The 18,766-nt window shown below is 73.5% G+C and carries 14 protein-coding genes and 2 rRNA genes (1 of these 16 running past the window's edge); 7 read left to right on the forward strand and 9 right to left on the reverse strand.

Translation table 11 applies throughout. The annotated features are described in order from the left end of the window. The 4 genes from RVR_RS20100 to RVR_RS20115 all read left to right on the forward strand — a co-directional run. Window positions 1-979, forward strand: a 23S ribosomal RNA gene (locus RVR_RS20100); it begins 2,147 nt to the left of the window's first position. A gap of 106 nt (window positions 980-1,085) precedes the next feature. Beyond that, window positions 1,086-1,202 (forward strand): 5S ribosomal RNA (gene rrf / locus RVR_RS20105). A gap of 67 nt (window positions 1,203-1,269) precedes the next feature. Beyond that, window positions 1,270-1,794 (forward strand): GNAT family N-acetyltransferase, encoded by a 525-nt coding sequence (locus RVR_RS20110; RefSeq protein ID WP_202235167.1) that lies wholly within the window; start codon window positions 1,270-1,272, stop codon window positions 1,792-1,794. A gap of 35 nt (window positions 1,795-1,829) precedes the next feature. Next, window positions 1,830-3,527 carry a hypothetical protein gene (locus RVR_RS20115; protein ID WP_202235168.1) on the forward strand — a complete coding sequence of 566 codons (1,698 nt, stop codon included), beginning with the start codon at window positions 1,830-1,832 and terminating at the stop codon, window positions 3,525-3,527. Between the two features lie 121 nt (window positions 3,528-3,648). Here the strand turns inward: RVR_RS20115 and RVR_RS20120 are convergent, their stop codons facing one another. From RVR_RS20120 to RVR_RS20130, 3 genes are all read right to left on the reverse strand, one after another. Continuing rightward, a complete protein-coding gene (locus RVR_RS20120; protein ID WP_237404868.1) occupies window positions 3,649-5,253 on the reverse strand; it encodes an FAD-dependent monooxygenase in 1,605 nt (534 codons plus the stop codon). Window positions 5,254-5,312: 59 nt separating this feature from the next. After that, window positions 5,313-5,927, reverse strand: coding sequence for a TetR/AcrR family transcriptional regulator (locus RVR_RS20125; protein ID WP_202235169.1), 615 nt, complete (start codon window positions 5,925-5,927; stop codon window positions 5,313-5,315). 183 nt (window positions 5,928-6,110) lie between these two features. Next, on the reverse strand, window positions 6,111-7,112 hold the full coding sequence (locus RVR_RS20130; protein WP_237404869.1) for a hydroxyacid dehydrogenase: 1,002 nt from the start codon (window positions 7,110-7,112) through the stop codon (window positions 6,111-6,113). A 624-nt stretch (window positions 7,113-7,736) separates the two neighbouring features. Between RVR_RS20130 and RVR_RS20135 the strand changes: the two genes are divergently transcribed. Next, entirely contained in the window at window positions 7,737-8,909 is a 1,173-nt protein-coding gene (locus RVR_RS20135) for a LacI family DNA-binding transcriptional regulator (RefSeq protein WP_202235170.1), read from the forward strand. A gap of 33 nt (window positions 8,910-8,942) precedes the next feature. Here the strand turns inward: RVR_RS20135 and RVR_RS20140 are convergent, their stop codons facing one another. The 6 genes from RVR_RS20140 to RVR_RS20165 all read right to left on the reverse strand — a co-directional run bounded on the left by RVR_RS20140 (window position 8,943) and on the right by RVR_RS20165 (window position 16,440). Further along, window positions 8,943-10,736, reverse strand: a complete 1,794-nt coding sequence (locus RVR_RS20140) for a type IV secretory system conjugative DNA transfer family protein (RefSeq protein ID WP_202235171.1) — start codon at window positions 10,734-10,736, stop codon at window positions 8,943-8,945. Window positions 10,737-10,740: 4 nt separating this feature from the next. Next, window positions 10,741-12,159, reverse strand: a complete 1,419-nt coding sequence (locus RVR_RS20145) for an ATP-binding protein (protein ID WP_202238812.1) — start codon at window positions 12,157-12,159, stop codon at window positions 10,741-10,743. Between the two features lie 30 nt (window positions 12,160-12,189). Next, entirely contained in the window at window positions 12,190-13,734 is a 1,545-nt protein-coding gene (locus RVR_RS20150) for an SCO6880 family protein (protein WP_202235172.1), read from the reverse strand. After that, window positions 13,731-15,080, reverse strand: coding sequence for a hypothetical protein (locus RVR_RS20155; RefSeq protein ID WP_202235173.1), 1,350 nt, complete (start codon window positions 15,078-15,080; stop codon window positions 13,731-13,733). Before RVR_RS20155 ends, RVR_RS20150 begins: the two co-directional genes overlap by 4 nt. Then, window positions 15,070-15,921, reverse strand: coding sequence for a hypothetical protein (locus tag RVR_RS20160; protein WP_202235174.1), 852 nt, complete (start codon window positions 15,919-15,921; stop codon window positions 15,070-15,072). Before RVR_RS20160 ends, RVR_RS20155 begins: the two co-directional genes overlap by 11 nt. A gap of 210 nt (window positions 15,922-16,131) precedes the next feature. Then, on the reverse strand, window positions 16,132-16,440 hold the full coding sequence (locus RVR_RS20165; RefSeq protein ID WP_202238823.1) for a hypothetical protein: 309 nt from the start codon (window positions 16,438-16,440) through the stop codon (window positions 16,132-16,134). A 260-nt stretch (window positions 16,441-16,700) separates the two neighbouring features. Between RVR_RS20165 and RVR_RS20170 the strand changes: the two genes are divergently transcribed. Both RVR_RS20170 and RVR_RS20175 read left to right on the forward strand, forming a co-directional pair. Then, complete coding sequence (locus RVR_RS20170) at window positions 16,701-17,711, forward strand: bifunctional lytic transglycosylase/C40 family peptidase (protein WP_202235175.1); 1,011 nt, start codon at window positions 16,701-16,703, stop codon at window positions 17,709-17,711. 277 nt (window positions 17,712-17,988) lie between these two features. Continuing rightward, entirely contained in the window at window positions 17,989-18,681 is a 693-nt protein-coding gene (locus tag RVR_RS20175; RefSeq protein WP_202235176.1) for a phosphatase PAP2 family protein, read from the forward strand. Window positions 18,682-18,766: the final 85 nt, after the last annotated feature.

Consider the following 18,766-nt stretch of genomic DNA (forward strand, 5'->3'; position numbering starts at 1 on the left):
CATCCTAAGGTAGCGAAATTCCTTGTCGGGTAAGTTCCGACCTGCACGAATGGCGTAACGACTTCTCGACTGTCTCAACCATAGGCCCGGTGAAATTGCACTACGAGTAAAGATGCTCGTTTCGCGCAGCAGGACGGAAAGACCCCGGGACCTTTACTATAGCTTGATATTGGTGTTCGGTTCGGCTTGTGTAGGATAGGTGGGAGACTTTGATCATCGAGCGCCAGCTTGGTGGGAGTCGTCGTTGAAATACCACTCTGGTCGTGCTGGATGTCTAACCTCGGTCCGTGATCCGGATCAGGGACAGTGTCTGGTGGGTAGTTTAACTGGGGCGGTTGCCTCCTAAAGGGTAACGGAGGCGCCCAAAGGTTCCCTCAGCCTGGTTGGCAATCAGGTGTTGAGTGTAAGTGCACAAGGGAGCTTGACTGTGAGACTGACGGGTCGAGCAGGTACGAAAGTAGGGACTAGTGATCCGGCGGTGGCTTGTGGAAGCGCCGTCGCTCAACGGATAAAAGGTACCCCGGGGATAACAGGCTGATCTTCCCCAAGAGTCCATATCGACGGGATGGTTTGGCACCTCGATGTCGGCTCGTCGCATCCTGGGGCTGGAGTCGGTCCCAAGGGTTGGGCTGTTCGCCCATTAAAGCGGTACGCGAGCTGGGTTTAGAACGTCGTGAGACAGTTCGGTCCCTATCCGCTGCGCGCGTTGGAGTCTTGAGAAGGGCTGTCCCTAGTACGAGAGGACCGGGACGGACGAACCTCTGGTGTGCCAGTTGTTCTGCCAAGGGCATGGCTGGTTGGCTACGTTCGGGAGGGATAACCGCTGAAAGCATCTAAGCGGGAAGCCTGCTTCGAGATGAGGGCTCCCACCCACTTGATGGGGTAAGGCTCCCAGTAGACGACTGGGTTGATAGGCCGGATGTGGAAGCCTCGTGAGGGGTGGAGCTGACCGGTACTAATAGGCCGAGGGCTTGTCCATGTGTGCTCGCGTCCACTGTGTGGTTCTGAAACAACCAGCTACCCACATGCCATTGCCTGTTGAGAACCGGGTGTGTGGTGTGTGGGTGTGGAGAGTTTCATAGTGTTTCGGTGGTCATAGCGTTAGGGAAACGCCCGGTCACATTCCGAACCCGGAAGCTAAGCCTTTCAGCGCCGATGGTACTGCAGGGGGGACCCTGTGGGAGAGTAGGACACCGCCGAACAATCATTCAGCTCGGGTCCCCCGATTCATCGGGGGACCCGAGCTTTTTTGCGTTGTATGGTCCGTCCATGGAGTACGAGATACGGCCGGTACTGCCGGCCGAGTGGCGGCGGAGCAGGGACCTGCGGTTGGCGTCGCTCCGGGATCCGGTCGCTCCGCTGGCGTTCGCGAGGACGTACGCGGAGGAGTCGGTCCTGGGCGACGACCGGTGGCAGCAGCGGGCGTCGGGAGTCGGCTCGCAGCAGTTCGTCGCGGTGGGCAAGGGAGTTGCGGGGGCCGACGGTGGCGCGCCCGTCGAGGAGCGCTGGGTCGGGATGGCGGTGGTGGTCGAGGAGCGGCCCGGCTACTTCTGCGTCAACGCCGTCTACCTGGTGCCCGAGGCCCGCGGCCTCGGTGTGGCCGACCGGCTGCTCGCCGTCGCCCTGGACTGGGGGTGGCAGCGGGCCGACCGGCTCCACCTCTGGGTGCACGAGAAGAACCCGCGGGCCGAGGCGTTCTACCGGCGGCTCGGCTTCGGGCGGACCGGCAGGACGATGCGCTCGCCCGTCGACGTCTCCTACACCGAGTACGAGTTGGCGCTCGACCGTCCCTGAGACCGTCAGCCGGGAGGACGACCAGGAGACCGCGCATGGGAACAGCCGCGTCGTCCGGGAGTTCAGCCGGGAGTCCGTCAGAGGGTGAGGAGCGTCCGCGGCGGGCCTCCGGCGCGGAGCAGGACGCGACGGCGGCCCGCGGCAGAGCACGGGCGGGCACGAGCGGGAAGGCGCTGCGGCGCGCGTCGATCCTGACAGTTGCGTCGGTGGTGGGGATGGTGCACCTGACCGGTGGCGCGCTCGCCGACCCGTCCGGTGCGGACGGCGGGGCCCGCGCGGGATCGTACGGCAGCGACAGCAGTGGGCGGGCCGGACTGGGCGGGGCCGGGGGCGGTCCGCAGTCCGGGGCGATCGGGATCGGCGGGGCTTTCGGGAACAGCTCCAACGGTGCCCCTGCGTCGGCCGGGATGAGCGTCGGGGACGGGAAGACCGGCGCCGGGGCGTCGTCGTACGGCAGCGGCACGAACTCGGCCGGGGTCGGCGCGTCCAAGTCCGGCCCGAGCGGCGGGTTGTCGGTCGGCGACGCCACCGCGACCGGCAGCGGGGCGGGGGCTGACGCCAACGCCTCGACCGGCAGCGGGACCTCCTCCGCCGAGGCGTCCGGCGGCGCGCGGAGCGCCGGCGCGACGAGCGGGTCCAGCGGGAACGGGACCGCGGCCTCCGCGAGTACGGACGGCGGCGGCTTCTCGGGTGCCAACGCGAGCTCGGGTGCGGTCGCTTCCTCCGCCTCGGCCTCCGGCGCCAGCGGTACGACCTCGGCCAGTACGGCCGCGGGCCCGCTCGGCAGCGCGGGCAAGGCAGGTGTCGGGGTGAGCGGCGCGTCCGCGAGCACGTCCGCGGCCGGTACCTCCGCCGCCGGCACCGACGCCGGCGGGAGCCAGGCGCAGGCGTCCGCGACCAGCACGTCCGGTCCGACCTCCGCGACCTCGACGGGGATCGGCGGCCCGTTCGGCGGGGTGTCGTCGGCAACCGCCTCCGCGCCCGACGGCGGGACCGCGACCGCCCAGGCGCCCGGTGCCGCGCCTGCTGGCATCTCCGGCCCGCCCGGCACCAGCGTGTCGGCCAGCGCGTACAGCGGCGCGATAGCCGGCACGCCCGGCGCGACGCTGGGATCGCCCTGGGGCGCGACCACGACGTCGAGTTCGGCCCCGGCGGCCTCGGCGTCAGCTCCGGCCGACGCGGCGCCGCCGTCGGCACCTGCTGATTCCGCGCCGGCGTCGGCCCCGGCGGCCTCGGCACCCGCCGATTCCGCTCCGGCCTCCGCGCCTGCCGACGCCGCCCCGGCCGCCCCCGCCGCGCCCGCCGGTGATGCGGCGGCCGCGTCCGCGCCGGGCGACGACGGCACGGCCGCGGCCGCCGCCACGGGCAGTTCGGGCGATGACGGGGCGGCGGACGGGGCCACGGACGGAGCTTCCGCCGACGGCGCTTCGTCCGACGGTTCCTCCTCCGACGGCGCTTACGGGGGCGACTCGGGCGCTTCCGCTTCGGCGGGTGGCGGTTCCTCCTCCGACGGCGGCTACGGCGCCTCCTCGGACGGCGGCTACGGCGGCAGCGACGGCGGTTCTTCCGCGTCCGGCGGCTATGGCGGAGGTTCGGACGGAGGTGACGGCAGTGGGGACGGCGGAGGCGACGGAGGCGGCGACGGGGGTGGTTCCGGCGGCTACGGGGGCGGCTCCGGCAGCGGCGGGGAAGGCGGTGGCGGTGACGGCGGGGGTTCCGGGGGCGGGGACTAGGACGCGTCCCGCGTGCGGCCGCTCCCGGGCGGCTGCGCGCGGAGGCTGGACCCCGATGGCCGGCCGCAGCACCGCCGTGGCCGGTCGTCCGGGTCTCCTGCCCGGCGTACCCCCTTCCCGGTCAGCCCGCGTCAGCCGTCCTGCCGGCCAGGTCCATCCGGCCGGGAGCCGGGGCGGTGAACCAGCGGTCGAGGGACGCGCGCAGGGCGGCGAGGTCGTCGGCGCTCGGAGCGGGGGAGGAGCAGGCCCAGGCCGTGTAGCCGTCGGGGCGGACGAGGAGCCCGGTGACGTCGCCGGACGGCACGGCTTCCTCCGCGGTGACGAGGTCGACGCCGGCCGGTGCGTCCCCCAGAGCGGCCGCCAGTACGTGGTCCGCCGTCAGATCGATCAGCAACGGCCGCCCGGTACGCGCGAGGTCGGCGAGCCGCGTGGGGCCCGTGGCGGTGAGCAGCGTCAGCTCCGGCGCGAAGTACCCGACCGCGGGGTGCGGGTCGGACAGCCCCATGGCGTAGCGGACGTCGGTGCCGGCGGTGAGGTCGGCGAGGTGCTGGACGACCTGCTTGCGGGTGAGCAGTTCGGTGAAGAGCTCCCGCAGCGCGGTGGTGTCGCTGCCGGGCGCGGTGAGGGCGGACTGCGCCTCGGCGTTCAGCACCATGCGGCGGGCGGCCTGGCGGCGCTCGGCGTCGTAGCTGTCGAGCAGGCCGGCGGGGGCGGCGCCGCGCAGCGCGGCGGCGAGCTTCCAGCCGAGGTTGGCCGCGTCCTGGAGGCCGAGGTTGAGCCCGGGGCCGCCGCCGGAGGTGTAGACGTGGGCCGCGTCGCCGACGAGGAAGACGCGGCGGTCGCGGAACCGGTCGGCGACGCGGGTGTTGCCGCCGTCCACCCGGCGCAGCACGTGCGGGCCGGGGCCGTCCGGCGGGGCGAGCGGCAGGTCGGCGCCGAGGACGCGGCGGACGCTCGTCTCCATCTCGGCCAGGGTCATCGGTCCGTCCGCGGCGGGCTGGTCCCACTCCGTGGTGCTGACCAGGGGCGGCTGGCCGGGGAAGGGCGCGTAGGAGAAGCCGCCGTGCTCGGTGCGGTGCGGCAGGAAGGGCCGGATCGGGGGGTGCCCGGGGACGGTGAGAGAGCCGTCGGCCGGGTCGACCCGCCCGGCCGGGAGGGTGACGTGGGCGGTCCGGTTGGTGCGGTGGTCGTAGCTGACGCCGGGGAAGCCGATCCCGGAGAGCTTGCGGACGACGCTGTGCGCGCCGTCGGCGCCGACCACGTACCGGGCGCGGAGCCGCCGGTCGCCGCCGGGCCCGGTGACGTCGAGGGTGACCGCCTCCCCGTCCTGGGCGACGGAGGTGACCCGGTGGTCGCGCCGCAGGTCGACGCCGAGTGCGTGGGCGCGCTCCTCCAGTACCTGGACGACGCGCTGCTGCGGGACGGCCAAGCCGTATACCGGGCTGGCGTCCAGCAGTCCGAGGTCGAGGGCCATCGCGGCGAACATGAAGTACGCGGAGTTCGGCCGCGGAGGTTCCGGGCTGCCGCTGAGCGGTTCGTGCAGGCCGCGGTGGTCGGCCAGGCGCACCACCTGGCCGAGCAGGCCGTTGGCCTTCGGTTCCGTGCCGGGGCGCGGCAGTCGTTCCAGCACGGTCGGGCGGATGCCGGACAGGGCCAGCTCACAGGCGAGCATCAGACCGTTCGGTCCGCCCCCCACGATGATCACATCGGCGGTCACGGTCGTCATGTCTCCTCGGGGTGGGCGGACGCGGGGGCGGCGCCGGGCGCGCCGCTCCCGCCGCTCCGCTACGGGACCGGCAGGCCGGCGGCCAACCGGTCGAAGACCTCGGTCAGGACCGCGCCGAGCGGTACGGGTTCGGGCGCGCGCAGGCCGTGTTCGACGGCCGTCGCGCTGCCGGCGGCCACCACGGCCGCGACCAGCTTCGGGTACACGTCGCGCTCGGGGTCCGTCCCGGTGCGTCGCGCGACGGCTGCCACCAGCTCCTGCTGGGCCGCCGCGTTGGCCTTCACGATCTCGCCGGCGAGCGCGGGTTCGGCGAGCATCAGCCGCACCCCCTCGCGCCAGCGCTCCTCCTGCGGCGCCGCGCCCTCCGGCGGGGCGAACTGGCTCAGCACGGCGTGGAGCAGCGCGTCCCACAGGGGTTCGCCGGCCGGGCGGGCCAGCAGCTCGTCCGCGACGCGGTGCATGCGCTCCACGTGGCTGGCCGCGATCGCCTCCGCCTTGCCGGAGAAGTAGTTGCGGAACGTGCGGACGGAGACGTTCGCCTCCGCGGCGATCCGGTCCACCGTCACGTTCGGCCAGCCGTGCAGGACGCACAGGCGGATCGCCGCCTGGCTCAGCGCGACGCGGGTCTCCCGCTTCTTGCGTTCACGCAGGCCGGGTTCCTCTGCGGGTGCCATGCGCCGACCCTAGGGCAATCGTGCCGCAACGGCAAGATTGCAGAATCGGCAGTTTTGCGGGAGGGGGTTGGAGGCAGGGGGCGGCGGCAGGGCTCCGGCCGATGCGCGCCGCCCGGGGCGCGTCACGCTGTCCGCGCGAGGTCCGCCGGGCGGAGGTCAACGGGCTCGGTACGGGCTGCGGCGTCACGCTATCCGCGCGAGGTCCGCCGCCTGCACCCTGCCGCGCAGCGGCTGCCCGGTGATCCACCGCTCGACCTCGTCGACCGCGTAGCCGCCGAGCCGTTGGACCTCGCTGCCCTGGCATCCCGCGATGTGCGGGGTGACCAGGACGTTCCGCAGGAGCAGCAGCGGGTGCCCGGCGGGGAGCGGCTCGGGTTCGGTGACATCGAGGTAGGCGTCGATCCGCCCGGTCCCGCACTCGCGGGCGAGGGCGTCGGTGTCCACGAGCCGGCCCCGCGCGCTGTTGATGACGGCCGCGCCGTCCCGCAGCAGGGCGAGCCGGTCCGCGTCGAGCAGGTGCCGCGTCTCGGGCAGGTCGGGGGCGTGCACGGTGACGATGTCGCTGCGCCGGCACAGGTCGTCGAGGCCGACGAGGGTGGCCCCGAGGGCGTCCGCCTCCGCCGCGCCGACGTAGGGGTCGGCCAGCAGCACTTGGAAGCCCGCCGCGGCGCCGACGAGGCGGCCGATGACGCCCCGTCCGATCCGGGAGGCGCCGATCACGCCGACGGTCGCGCCGTCGGCCCCCTGCCGCAGGTGGAAGACGGGCTCGCGCCCGGTGACGTACGCCGCGGCGGTGCCGAGCGCGCGGTGGGAGGCGAGCCAGATCGTGGCCATGGTGTACTCGACGACCGGCGCCGCGTTGGCGTCGGCGGCCGAGGAGACGGCGATGCCGCGCGCCCATACCGCCGGGGTGGCGTGGTGGCGCACGCTGCCGGCCGCGTGGACGGCGGCGGCCAGCCGGGGCATGCGGTCAAGGGCCTCGGCGTCGAGCACCGGGCAGCCCCACCCGGTCAGCAGCAGCCGGGCGTCGGCGAGCGCGCGGGCGGCGCCCGGGTCGGCGAGGTCGGTGACCAGGTCCGGGTGGACGTCGGCGAGCGCGTCGAGCCGGGCGCGCAGCGGGGCGGGCAGGACCAGGTCCAGGATGTCGGGCCGCATCGCCAGTACCAGCTTCGGCCGCTCCGCCATGTCTGCTCCTCGCGTGTGGTGGTCCTGCCGCCTGCCGCCTGCCGCCTGCCGCCTGCCGTACGGGCCTGCCGTGCGCCGCCGGACCGTACCCGTGCCGCCGGGTGCCCGCCGTCCGCTGTCCCTGTCGTACCCGCGGCCCCTGGACATTCCACCCGTCCGGCACGCACCACGCGTCCATCGGGACACGGACGTCCCCGGGGTACGGGCGTGCCCGCGAGCGTGTCGCGTGCGGGCGGCGCCGCGGGAGCCGCCGTTCTCGCCCCATCCCGGCGTGGCCGGTCGGAGCGAGCGCTCCGATCGTCGTGTAAGCGGTTACTGCATCGCACCCCGCAGCCTAGGTCCCCGCCCAGGGGCCGTCAACGGGCCCTCCGCACCGCCCATCCGCCCTCACGTCCGATTTGCCCTTGTGGGAACCGCCCTTGGGACCGGTGGCCGGCATGGCGCATCCCTCCGAGTGGTCGGGCCGGCTGGTTGCCCTGGCGTAGTAACCGGTTCAGAAGGAGAGCCGCCGCTCGCCGGGGTGCCGGGCCCGCCGCCGGGCGGCTGCCGGGCGGCAGGGCACCAGTACGCTGGGCCGCGGGACGGTGGTGTGCGGCGGCTGCGACGGGACTGCGGATGGCGGAGATGGCGGAGCGTTCATCAGGGCCGAGTGCGGGTGCGAGTGCGGGTGCGGGACCGGGTGCGGCGTCCGGCGGGCGGCAGGGCGCGGCGGGCCGCGGCAGCGGCAGGAGCACGATCCGGGACGTCGCCGACCGCGCGGGCGTGTCCGTCGCCACCGTCTCCCGGGTGCTGGCCGGGAACTACCCCACGTCGGCCGCGGCCCGCGCGAAGGTGCTGCGGGCGGTGAAGGACCTCGACTACGTCATCGACGGCCGGGCCCGGGCCCTGGCCGGCACCGGCCCGAAGACCATCGCGGTGATCGTCTCCTCGGTGGACAGCGCGTTCTACACCGGCATCGCGCAGGGGGTGGAGCAGGAGGCCGCCGCCCGGGGCCGGCTGTGCCTGGTGTGCAGCCACGGCGGCGACGAGGCGCGCGAGCTGGCGCTGGTGCAGATGATGCGCGAGCAGCGCGCGGAGTTCGTGGTGCTGGTCGGCGGTGTGGTCGAGGACGAGGGCTACCGGGCCCGGCTGGCGCGGTACGCACAGGGTCTGGCCGCGGCCGGCTCCCGGCTGGTGCTGTGCGGGCGGTCGGCCCCGGGCCCCGACATGCCGGTGCTGGTCGTCGAGTACGACAACGAGGCCGGCGCGTACGCGGTGGTGAGCCACCTGCTGGCGGCCGGGCACCGCGACATCCTCTTCCTGGGCGCGCTGCCGGGCCACTCCACCATCGAGCAGCGGGTCGGCGGCTACCGCAGGGCACTCGCCGACCACGGCGCCGGCCGGGCCGCGGAACGGATCGCCCGGGTGCGCCTGGGACGGGCCGACGGCCACGCGGTGATGCGGCAGATCCTCGCCGACTGCGACGGGCGCCCGGAGTTCACCGCCGTCTTCGCCGGTGACGACCACGTCGCGGCGGGTGCGATGGCGGCCCTGCGCGAGTTCGGCCTGCACACCCCGCGGGACGTCTCCGTGGTCGGCTACAACAACGACGGCCTCGCCCAGGACCTCAACCCGCCGCTGACCACGGTCAACATCCCGTCGTACGAACTGGGCCGGGAGTCGGTGCGGTTGGCGCTCGCCGAGAAGGCGGTCCGCGGCGCGGGCGGCGGGCCGTACGCGCCCGCGCAGAGCCGCCACCTGCTCGGCACGCACCTGGTGCTGCGCGAGTCGGTGGGCCCGCCCCGGCCGCGGGGCTGAGGCGGCGTCGGACCGGGACGCGCGGGTGCGGACTCAGCGGATGCGGACCGCGTCCGGGACGGCCGGCGGGAGCGCGTCGGCGGTGGCGTCCCCGAGTGCCAGCCGCATGTCCGCCTGCCGCCACAGCGGCGACCGCCAGTGGGCCGTGCCCTGCTCGGGGGAGCGCAGCACCGCGAGGGTCGGCAGCCCGGCGGCGTGGCCCTCGGCGAGGAGCACGGGCAGCTCGGGGACGGGGGCGAGCGCCGCCACGTCGTCGAGGACGAACGTCATTGGTGGGTCGAGCCGACCGGCGGGTGACCTTCCGGCCATGCGCCGGCCGTGCTCGACCACGCTGGAGACGAGTGCGGTCAGCAGGGGCATCGCACCCGGATGGGAGCGCGGGTCCTCGATCCGTTCGCCCACCACATAGAGCGTTCCCCGTTCGGCGGTGAATGACTCCAGGTCGAGCCCCCCGGACTTGGCGGGCGTGCAGGCGTCCCGGACGTGCACCGAGTTGAGCGGTTCGAGGGCGCGCCGGATCAACGCCTGGGCGGCGTCGCGGCGTTCGGGGTGGGCGTGCAGCACCGACTCCAGCTCGCCGCTCCAGCCGGACGCGGCGGCGCGGTCGCTGCGCAGCACCCGTACCGCCTCGCCGGCGCTCGCGCCGCCCGCCGACCACCGCTGCACCTGCCGGAACGGCCGCCCGTCCACGGCGGCCGCGTGCAGCCAGCAGCGCAGCAGCGTCACCGCCGCGTCGTGGACGATCGCCTCGTCGGCGCGGGCGGTGCGCAGCGGCGCGAGCAGCGCGGCCGCGCGTACGCGGGCGGTGTCCGGGCGCTCGCACCCGCCGTGTGGCGCCCACCGCAACCGCCCGGGCACGTCCACCAGGTGGGCCGGGTCGAAGACGTGCACCGGCCCGAGCTTCGCCCGGTTCCCGGCCGTCTGGTGGTACGTGTCGGTGTCCGCGGTGGTCACCACCACCGGCCCTGCGGCGGCCAGCACGGCCGGCTGCACCACCCGCTTGGACTTGTCCCCGCGCGGCTCCGCGAACAGCGCGTAGGTCCGGGTCAGTTCGCCGTCGGCGAGCGCGGCCGGCGGGGCGGCGGCCGGAACCGGCGCCGGGGGCGCCGCGGGGGCGGGCGCGCCCGCGGGCACCAGGTCCCCGGCGTGCACCGGGGGGAGCTGCGTGGTCGGCGCGTCCTCGGCGGCGGGGGCGCCGGGCGGCCCGGGCGGCACCGCGCGCGGCACCGTACGGAACCAGGCGTCCAGGCTCTCGTCGCCGGAGCGGGCGTAGGACGGCGGGGCGGTGCGGCGGCGCGGCGCGGGCACCTCCGCGGGATCCGTGCGGCCCGGGCCGGCCTCCGCCCCGGCCGGGTCGGTGTCGCCGGCCTCGTCCCCGCCGCCGTACCCGAACCCGTCCGCGTCCCGGGCCTCGTCCTCGGCGGCCTCCTGCTCCCGGGCGGCCTTCGCGGGGCGGCGTGGTGCCCGGGTGCGCTGCGGGCGCGTGCCGCGCAGCCGTGCCACCGCGTTCAGCAGCCACACGAAGAAGGCGATCAGCGCCGCGATCTGCGCGGCGAACACCCACCAGAACAACTGTGCCCCCGGCAGCCGGCCCCGCGGCACCTGCGGCCACGCCGCGGCCATGTCGTGCGGCTGGGTCACCAGGTGGCGCATGGCCCGCGGGGTGCGGGTGAAGTGCGCGCCCTGGGGCCAGCCGCCGTGCGCGAGGATCCCGGCGATCCCGGTCGCCGTCCACACCAGCAGGGTGACGCCGAGCAGGAGGCCGATGACCCCGACGATCAGTCCGTCGGGCAGGCCCCCCGCGTTCTCCTTCCTGCGCGCCGCCATGCCCTCACGCCACCGCGTCGTCTGCCATGTGCTTGGCGAGGGCCGCCTGGGCCGCGTGCGCCTCCGCGCGGGCCTCGGCCTCCGCCTCCGCCTCGGCCTCGATGCCGGCCAGGTGGTCCTGCGAGGACTCCGTCATCGCCCGGTCGGTGAAGACCAGCGGCCGCTCCGCCTCGGTGATCAGGTGCTTGACCACCTGCACGTTGCCGTTGACGTCCCACACCGCGATGCCGGGCGTGAGGGTCGGGATGATCTCCACCGCCCAGCGCGGCAGGCCCAGCACCCGGCCGGTGGCTCTCGCCTCGTCGGCCTTCTGGGCGTAGATGGTGCGGGTGGAGGCCATCTTCAGGATCGCCGCCGCCTCCTTGGCCGCGGCGCCGTCCACCACGTCGGACAGGTGGTGCACCACCGCCACGAAGGACAGGCCGAGGCGCCGGCCGAACTTCAGCAGCCGCTGGAAGAGCTGGGCGACGAACGGGGAGTTGATGATGTGCCAGGCCTCCTCGACCAGGAAGATGCGTTTCTTCCGGTCGGGCCTGATCCAGGTGTGCTCCAGCCACACGCCCACGATCGCCATCAGGATCGGCATCGCGATCGAGTTGCGGTCGATGTGGGAGAGGTCGAAGACGATCAGCGGCGAGTCGAGGTCGATGCCCGCGCTCGTCGGGCCGTCGAACATCCCGCGCAGGTCGCCGTCGACCAGCCGGTCCAGCACCAGCGCCACGTCCAGGCCCCAGGCGCGCACGTCGTCCAGGTCGACGTTCATCGCCTCGGCGGACTCCGGCACCGGGTGCCGCAGCCGCTCCACGATGTCGTCGAGGATCGGCTGGCGGTCCGTCACCGACTCCGCGACGTAGGTGTGCGCGACCTTCAGCGCGAAGCCGGACCGCTCGTCCAGGCCGCGGCCGAGCGCCACCTCGATGATGGTGCGCAGCAGCGCGAGCTGCCCGGTGACGGTGATCGCCGGGTCCAGCGGGTTGAGCTTGATCCCGCCGTCCAGCGCGGCCATCGGGTCCAGCCGGATCGGGGTCAGTCCCAGCGCCTGCGCGATCAGGTTCCACTCGCCGACGCCGTCCTCGCCCTGCGCGTCGAGCACCACGACCTGGCGGTCCTTGAACCGAAGCTGCCGCATCACGTAGGTCTTCTCCAGCGCCGACTTGCCGTTGCCGGACTCGCCGAGCACCAGCCAGTGCGGGGCCGGCAACTGCTGGCCGTAGAGCTGGAACGGGTCGTAGATGTACCCCTTGCCGGAGTACACCTCGCGGCCGATGATCACCCCGGAGTCGCCCAGTCCGGGCGCGGCGGTCGGCAGGTACACCGCCTGCGCCTGGCCGGTGGACGTGCGCACGGGCAGCCGGGTGGTCTCCACCCGGCCGAACAGGAAGCTGGTGAACGCGTCGGTGACCGCAGCCAGAGGGTCCAGCATGGGCATCGGTGGCCTCCTCCTCCGGGCGGGCTAGCGGCGGATGCCGGTAGCGAACGGCAACGTGTTCACGAAGGCCCGGTGGTGTTCACGATCGCACCATTCGAGCTTCAGATACGACTTACCCGCGGACGCGCGGATCGTGCGCTTGTCGCGCGCCAGCGCTTCGGGGGAGCGCGAGGAGACCGTGATGTAGCCGACCAGGTTCACCCCGGCCGCGCCGCTGGCCAGGTCCTCGCCGCGTTGGTCGATCCGGCCGTGGTGGGCGACGTCCCGCGGGTCCACCACGCGGTTCATCTTCGCGGCCCGGCTCGCCTCGGCGTCGTCGTTGGTCTTCTCCGTCAGCATCCGCTCGATCGCCACGTCGGTGGGCTCCAGGTCCATGCAGACCGCGACGGTGCGGATCACGTCCGGGGTGTGCACCAGCAGCGGCGCCAGGAAGTTGACGCCCACCGGCGTCATCGGCCACTCCTTGACCCACGCGGTGGAGTGGTGCCAGGGCGCGCGGGTGCTCGACTCCCGGGTCTTCGCCTGGAGGAACGTCGGCTCGGTGGCGTCCAGTTCGGCGGGCCACGCGTTGCGGCGGGTCATCGCCTGGATGTGGTCGATGGGATGGTCCGGGTCGTACATCGAGTGCACCAGCGACGCCAGCCGGGCCTGGCCGAGCGGCTGGCGGACGCGGATGTCGGCCTCGGCGAGGCGGGCGCAGATGTCGTTGAGCTCGCGGGCCATCACCGCGGCCAGGCCGCCGTCCTTGTCCACCCGGGTGCCGCGGTGCACGGTCGCGCGGGCCATCGCGTTGCCCTCGGCGGCCAGCTCGCGGGTGAAGTGCATGCACGCCACCAGGTAGGCGCGGTGCTGCTCGGAGGAGGTCGACACCATCGACTGGAGCTGGTCGTAGGAGTCCTGGAGCCAGCGCGGGGCCTCCGGCTCGCCGCGCTGCGCCACGTCCTTGGCGTGCGCGTCCGGGTCGGCCGGCAGCGTGCGGGCCAGCATCTGCAGCCGCGTCACGAAGCCGTCGCCGTTGGCCACGTGCTTCAGCAGGGTGCCGAAGCGTTCCACCAGCGCTTCCTGGTCCTCGCTGTCGCGCAGGCCCACGCCCGGGCCCTCGATCTCGATCGCCGCGGTGACGGTGCGGCGGTCCACGTGCAGCAGCACCGCGATCTCGTCCGGCCCGAAGGGCGCGGCCAGCCAGGTGATCCGGCCGATCCCCGGCGGCGGGCCGATCTCGACCTCCCGCCCGTCCAGCGCGGTGCCCGCCTCCTGCGCCGACGAGCGGTAGGAGGGCGCGACCCGCAGGGTGCGCCGGTAGGCCCGGTTGATCTCGAACCAGCGGTAGAACGTGCGCCGCCGGTAGGGCATGTAGACCGCGGCCAGGGCCAGCACCGGCCAGCCGACCAGGCCGACGATGCGCAGCATCAGCACCGGGATCAGCAGACCGGACATCATGCCCAGCGCCGCCCCGACGATGATCAGCGCGATCTCGCCGGTCTCGCGGTTCTTGCCGACGATGGCGTTGGGCCGCGCCTTGCCGATCAGGTACGTGCGGCGCGGCTGGGTGAACGGCTGGGTCGTCACCGGCGCTCACCTCCTTGGGACGAGCCGTTGTTCGAACCCGGTGCCGGTCCGCGGCCGGGGCCTGACCGGTACGGGGAGCCGCTGAGCGGTCCGGTGCCGCCCGGACCGCCGCCGGAGCCGCCGGAGGAGCCGCCCGTGCCGCCGCGGCTGCTGTGCGCGGCCATGCCGCCGGCCACCGGGTTGGAGGGCTGTCCGCCGCCCTGGGCCTGCTCCTGCGGGCCGCCGCGGGCGCTGTGGGTGGTGATGCCCTGCCGGACCAGGGCGGCCGGCGAGGAGATCACCGCGGCCGCGGAACTCTGGCCGCTCGCCTTGCGGTTGTTGCGCAGGTTGACCACGTCGTCGCCGAAGCCGGGCACGAAGCGGTAGATCATCGCGCTGGCGAAGATCGCCAGCAGGATGATCGCCAGGCCCGAGACGACCGCGGAGAACGAGTCCGGGCCGTTCTTCGACCCCGACAGCGCGCCGGCCAGGCCCAGCACGATCACGATCACCGGCTTCACCAGGATCACCGCGATCATGATGCCGGCCCAGCGCCTGACGTGGTGCCACATGTTCTTGTCCACCAGGCCCGCGTAGACCGCGGTGCCCAGCAGCGCGCCGACGTACAGCAGCGCCGCGCGGATCACCAGTTCCAGCCAGAGCACGCCGGCGGCCAGCACCGACACCAGCGAGACCACGATCAGCATGACCGGGCCGCCGCCGATGTCGTCGCCCTTCTTCAGCGCGCCGGAGAAGGACCCGAAGAACACGTCGGTGTTCGACTTGGTGCCCGAGGAGATCACGTCGGTCACCGCGTCCGTCGCCGAGACCACGGTGTAGAGCACCAGCGGGGTGAAGGCGGAGGCCAGCACCGTCAGCCACAGGAAGCCGACCGCCTCGGTGAGCGCCTCGGTCATCGGCACCCCGCGCACCGCGCGCTTGGCGACGGCCAGCAGCCACAGGACCAGGGTCAGGATGGTCGAGGCGGCGAAGACCACGGCGTACTGGCGCAGGAACTCGGTGTTGGTGAAGTCCACCTCGGTCGTCTTGGTCACCGCGGTGGAGAGCTTGTCGATCGTCCAGGAGGCGGCCTCGGCGCAGCCCTTGCCGAGGGAGGTGAGGGGGTCGAGGCTGCTGGTGCCGCTGTCGCCCTTCGGCGAGACGGGCGTGGTGCCGCTGTTGCAGTAGTCCTTCGTCGGGCCCGACAGCAGGTTGCAGGTGTCGTTGCTCCCCGAGGCGGACGGGGTCGGCGTCGGGGTCGCCGAGGGGTCGGCCATCGCGCGTGTCGCGGCGGTCCACAGGACCGTCTGCACGGCGAGCACGGCTGCCGACAGGGGCAGGATCCGGGTGCGGGCGCTACCTCGCATAGGTGAACCCTCCGTACTGCTGTACGGCACCGGCGATCTGGTCCGCCGTGGCGATCTGCTGGTCCCCGCTGACCGGCGCGGGCCCGTCCTTCTGGCTGGACGAGGCGATCTTCCAGTCCCCGCCCGTGCCGCCGGCCGAGCCCGGGGGTTCCCAGACCAGCTTCTCGGTGATGGTGAACCAGGAGGCCGTGACGGGCTTGGTGGAGTCCGTGCCGGCCAGGCCGGCCAGCGCGGTGCACCAGACCTCGACGGTGGCCGCGTCCGCGGTGCTCGCGGTGGTCTTCGTGCCGACCGGGATGGTCCGCGAGACGAGGGTCAGGCCCTGCGGCGCGGACCCGTCGGGGTTCAGGCCGAGGGCCTTTATCGCGCCGGTGGAGTACGCCTGGTCGAGCGAGCCCTGCAGGGCAGCGGTCGCCGAGGGGGCGTAGACGGTGGCCACGATCCGGTGCCGGGCCGTGGTGTTGAACATGTCGACGCCGCCCAGCGCGACCGCGTAGTTGGCCGCGGCGGACTGGGCGCCCTGCTGGGTGTGGGCGAAGCCGGCCGCGATGCCGCCGGACTTCCCGGTGACGGGGCGCTCGCCGGTGGGCGCGGTGGCGGAGGCGGAGCCCTTCGTGGCGGCGCCCGAGCCGCTGCTCCCGCCAGAGCCGGCGTCGTCGGTGGACGACGAGGACCCGCCGCCGCGGGTGGCGAACGCCAGCGCCGCGACGAGCACGACGACGACGCCGACCACCGTGACCAGGGCACGCCGCGGTTGCGGGCGCCGCCCGGCCGGTCCGTGCGTGCCGTGGCCCTCGGGCATCCGGGTCCGGGTCGGGGGGCCGTCCTGGCCGAGGCTCATCGTGCGGTCGCCCCCCGGGGTGCCGCGGGCACGGCGCGTCGGCGCGTGGTGCGGCGGGGCGCGTCGCAAGGGACGACGGCGCTGCTTGGTCGAGTGGGCATCAGCACGCAGCCTCGGTCGGGACGGTGGAGCCTGGGACGGGCTCCGGGGGGAGAACGGTGGCACCCGGGGGTGCCGGGACGGCGGTCCGGCGGATCCGGTCCGGCCGGGCTAGATCGCCATTCCGTAGACGATGGTGAACAGCGTGCCGAGGGAACCGATGATGAACACGCCGGTCAGACCGGCGATGATCAGTCCCTTGCCCTGCTCCGCGCTGAAGGTGTCGCGTAGCGCGGTCGCGCCGATCCGCTGCTTGGCCGCACCCCAGATGGCCAGGGCCAGGCACAGCAGGATCGCCACCGCCATGACCACCTCGACCATCACACGTGCTTCGTTGCCGAGGGAACCGAAGGGTCCCCAGTCCGGGGCGATGCCACCGATGATGGTGTTGATGTCGCCCTTCGCCGCTGCCAGATACATGTAACTCACCACCCCGCTCGATCAGTTGACTCCCTCGCCGGGGCGCAAGGGGCCATCATCTATCTTGACGGAGGAATCCGCCGTTGGATGTCGACTGGGCGACTTTCTCGGCGGATCGTCCGTGTGATCCGGCCCGCAGCAGTCAAACTGGTGAACGGACCGGTGTTCGAGAGCACAGACGACTACTGTGTGTATCACGAGCGTCACCGTAGGGCAACGATGAGAGTGGGATCGTCCGAGGATCGGAAAGGTGGGGGGTCGTGCGCCGGATCTGGCTGGTCGTCATCATCGCGCTGGGCCTGTGCTTCTCGTTCCTCGCGCTGCTCGTCGTGGGCACCTTCTCGGCGGCCGCGGGGCTGACCGACGGGGCGAACAGCCAGGCGGTCGCCCTGGCCAAGGGCTCGGTGCCCGCGGAGTACCAGCCGACCGTCGAGAAGTGGGGCAACCTGTGCCCGTCGCTCAACCCGGCGCTGCTGGCCGCACAGCTCTACCAGGAGAGCGGCTGGAACGCGCACGCGCAGAGCGGCGCCGACGCGCAGGGCATCGCGCAGTTCATCCCGGGCACCTGGGCCACCCACGGCATCGACGGCGACGGCGACGGCAAGGCCGACGTGTGGGACCCGCAGGACGCGATCCCCTCGGCCGCCACCTACGACTGCCAGCTCGCCGCCTATGTGAAGGACGTCCCCGGCGACAACACCGACAACATGCTCGCCTCCTACAACGCCGGCGCCTACGCGGTGATCCAGGCCGGCGGCGTCCCGCCGTACGCCGAGACGCAGAACTACGTGAAGACCATCCGCACGCTCGCCGAGAGCTTCGCGGCGCCGGTCGCGCGGCTGGAGCCCAGCCAGCAGGCCGCGGGCGCGATCACCTACGCCCAGTCGAAGCTCGGCACCAAGTACCTGTGGGGCGGCGAGGGCACGGCCGCGCAGGGCGGCCGGTTCGACTGCTCGGGCCTGACGCAGGCGTCCTACCGCGCGGTCGGGGTGACCCTGCCCCGGGTGGCCAACGACCAGTGGAACGCGGGCCCGCACCCGAGCCGGGCCGAACTGCTTCCCGGCGACCTCGTCTTCTTCGCCTACGACCTGAGCGACCCGCGCTCCATCCACCACGTCGGGATCTACGTCGGCGGCGGGTACATGATCGACGCGCCGCACACCGGCGCGGTGATCCGGTTCGACCCGATCGACTCGCCCGACTACATCGGGGCCACCCGGGTCACCGAGAGCGGGGCGCAGGCGCTGCCCACCGCGTCGCCCGCGTCCTGACGGCGTCCCCGACGTCCTCGGCTTCCGCGGCGTCCCCGGCGTCCTGACGGGCCGTCGCACCCCGGGGTCCTCGCGGTGCGGACATCCGTTCGTACGACTGTTCTTCCTGGTCACCCTTGCATAACAGCATGGTGATCATCTGGCGAAGACCGGAACGCTACGTAGTGTGCCGGCCGTTGTACGGGGGAGAATGGCGCGAGACGCAAGCGACGGGGGTTGCGCACGAGCCGACCGTGAACGCACGCTCAGGTGCGTTGCCCGACGAGGGGTGGACCCGATGGCGAAGGTCGCAGGCGACACCGTGAACCCCGACGTCAGCCTGCTGCGCGGGGTCAACGGCCTGTCCGGGCACGCCCCGCGCGGCGTCGACCGCCTGGTCGAGTGGGCCGGCGGGTACGGCCTGGTCGCCTTGGCGTTCGTGCTCGCCCTGTGGTGCTGGTGGCGGGTGGCCCGCCGTGCCGAGGACGCGCCGGCCGCGGTCGCCGGCGTGCTGTGGTCCGGGCTGGCCGCCGGCATCGCCATGCTGCTGGACCTGCCGATCCGGGCCCTGGTGCAAAGACCCCGGCCCTACGTCGACCACGACGGCCTGCGGGTGCTGGTGCACGACGGCGGCTACTCCTTCGTCAGCGTGCGCGGCGCGGTGATCGCCGCGCTCGCGGTCGGGCTCTTCACCGTCGACCGCAGGTTCGGCGCGATCGCGCTGCTGGCCGCGCTCGCCGAGGGGTTCTGCGACGTCTACGTCGGCGCGTACTACCCGACCGACGTCATCGGCGGGTTCGCGCTCGGCGCCGCCACGGCCCTGCTGCTGACCGCGCCCGCGCTCGCGCTGCTCACCGCGCTCACCCGCCGCCTGGCGCGCGGCCGCGTCGCCGCGCTGGTCCGCGCCACGCCCCGCACCGCGCCCGCCGCCCGGCGGCTGGGCCCGCGCGAGGTGGGGCACCGCGCCGCCGACAAGGACCTGGCGGCCTGATCCGTTCCTCCCTGGCCTACCACCGCCCGTCGCGGAGCGGCGCCGGTGCGCGCCGTGTGCCGACCCGGCCTCTCTGTCGTGCTTC

The sequence above is a fragment of the Streptomyces sp. SN-593 genome, assembly GCF_016756395.1.
In the GTDB taxonomy this organism is placed as follows: domain Bacteria; phylum Actinomycetota; class Actinomycetes; order Streptomycetales; family Streptomycetaceae; genus Actinacidiphila; species Actinacidiphila reveromycinica.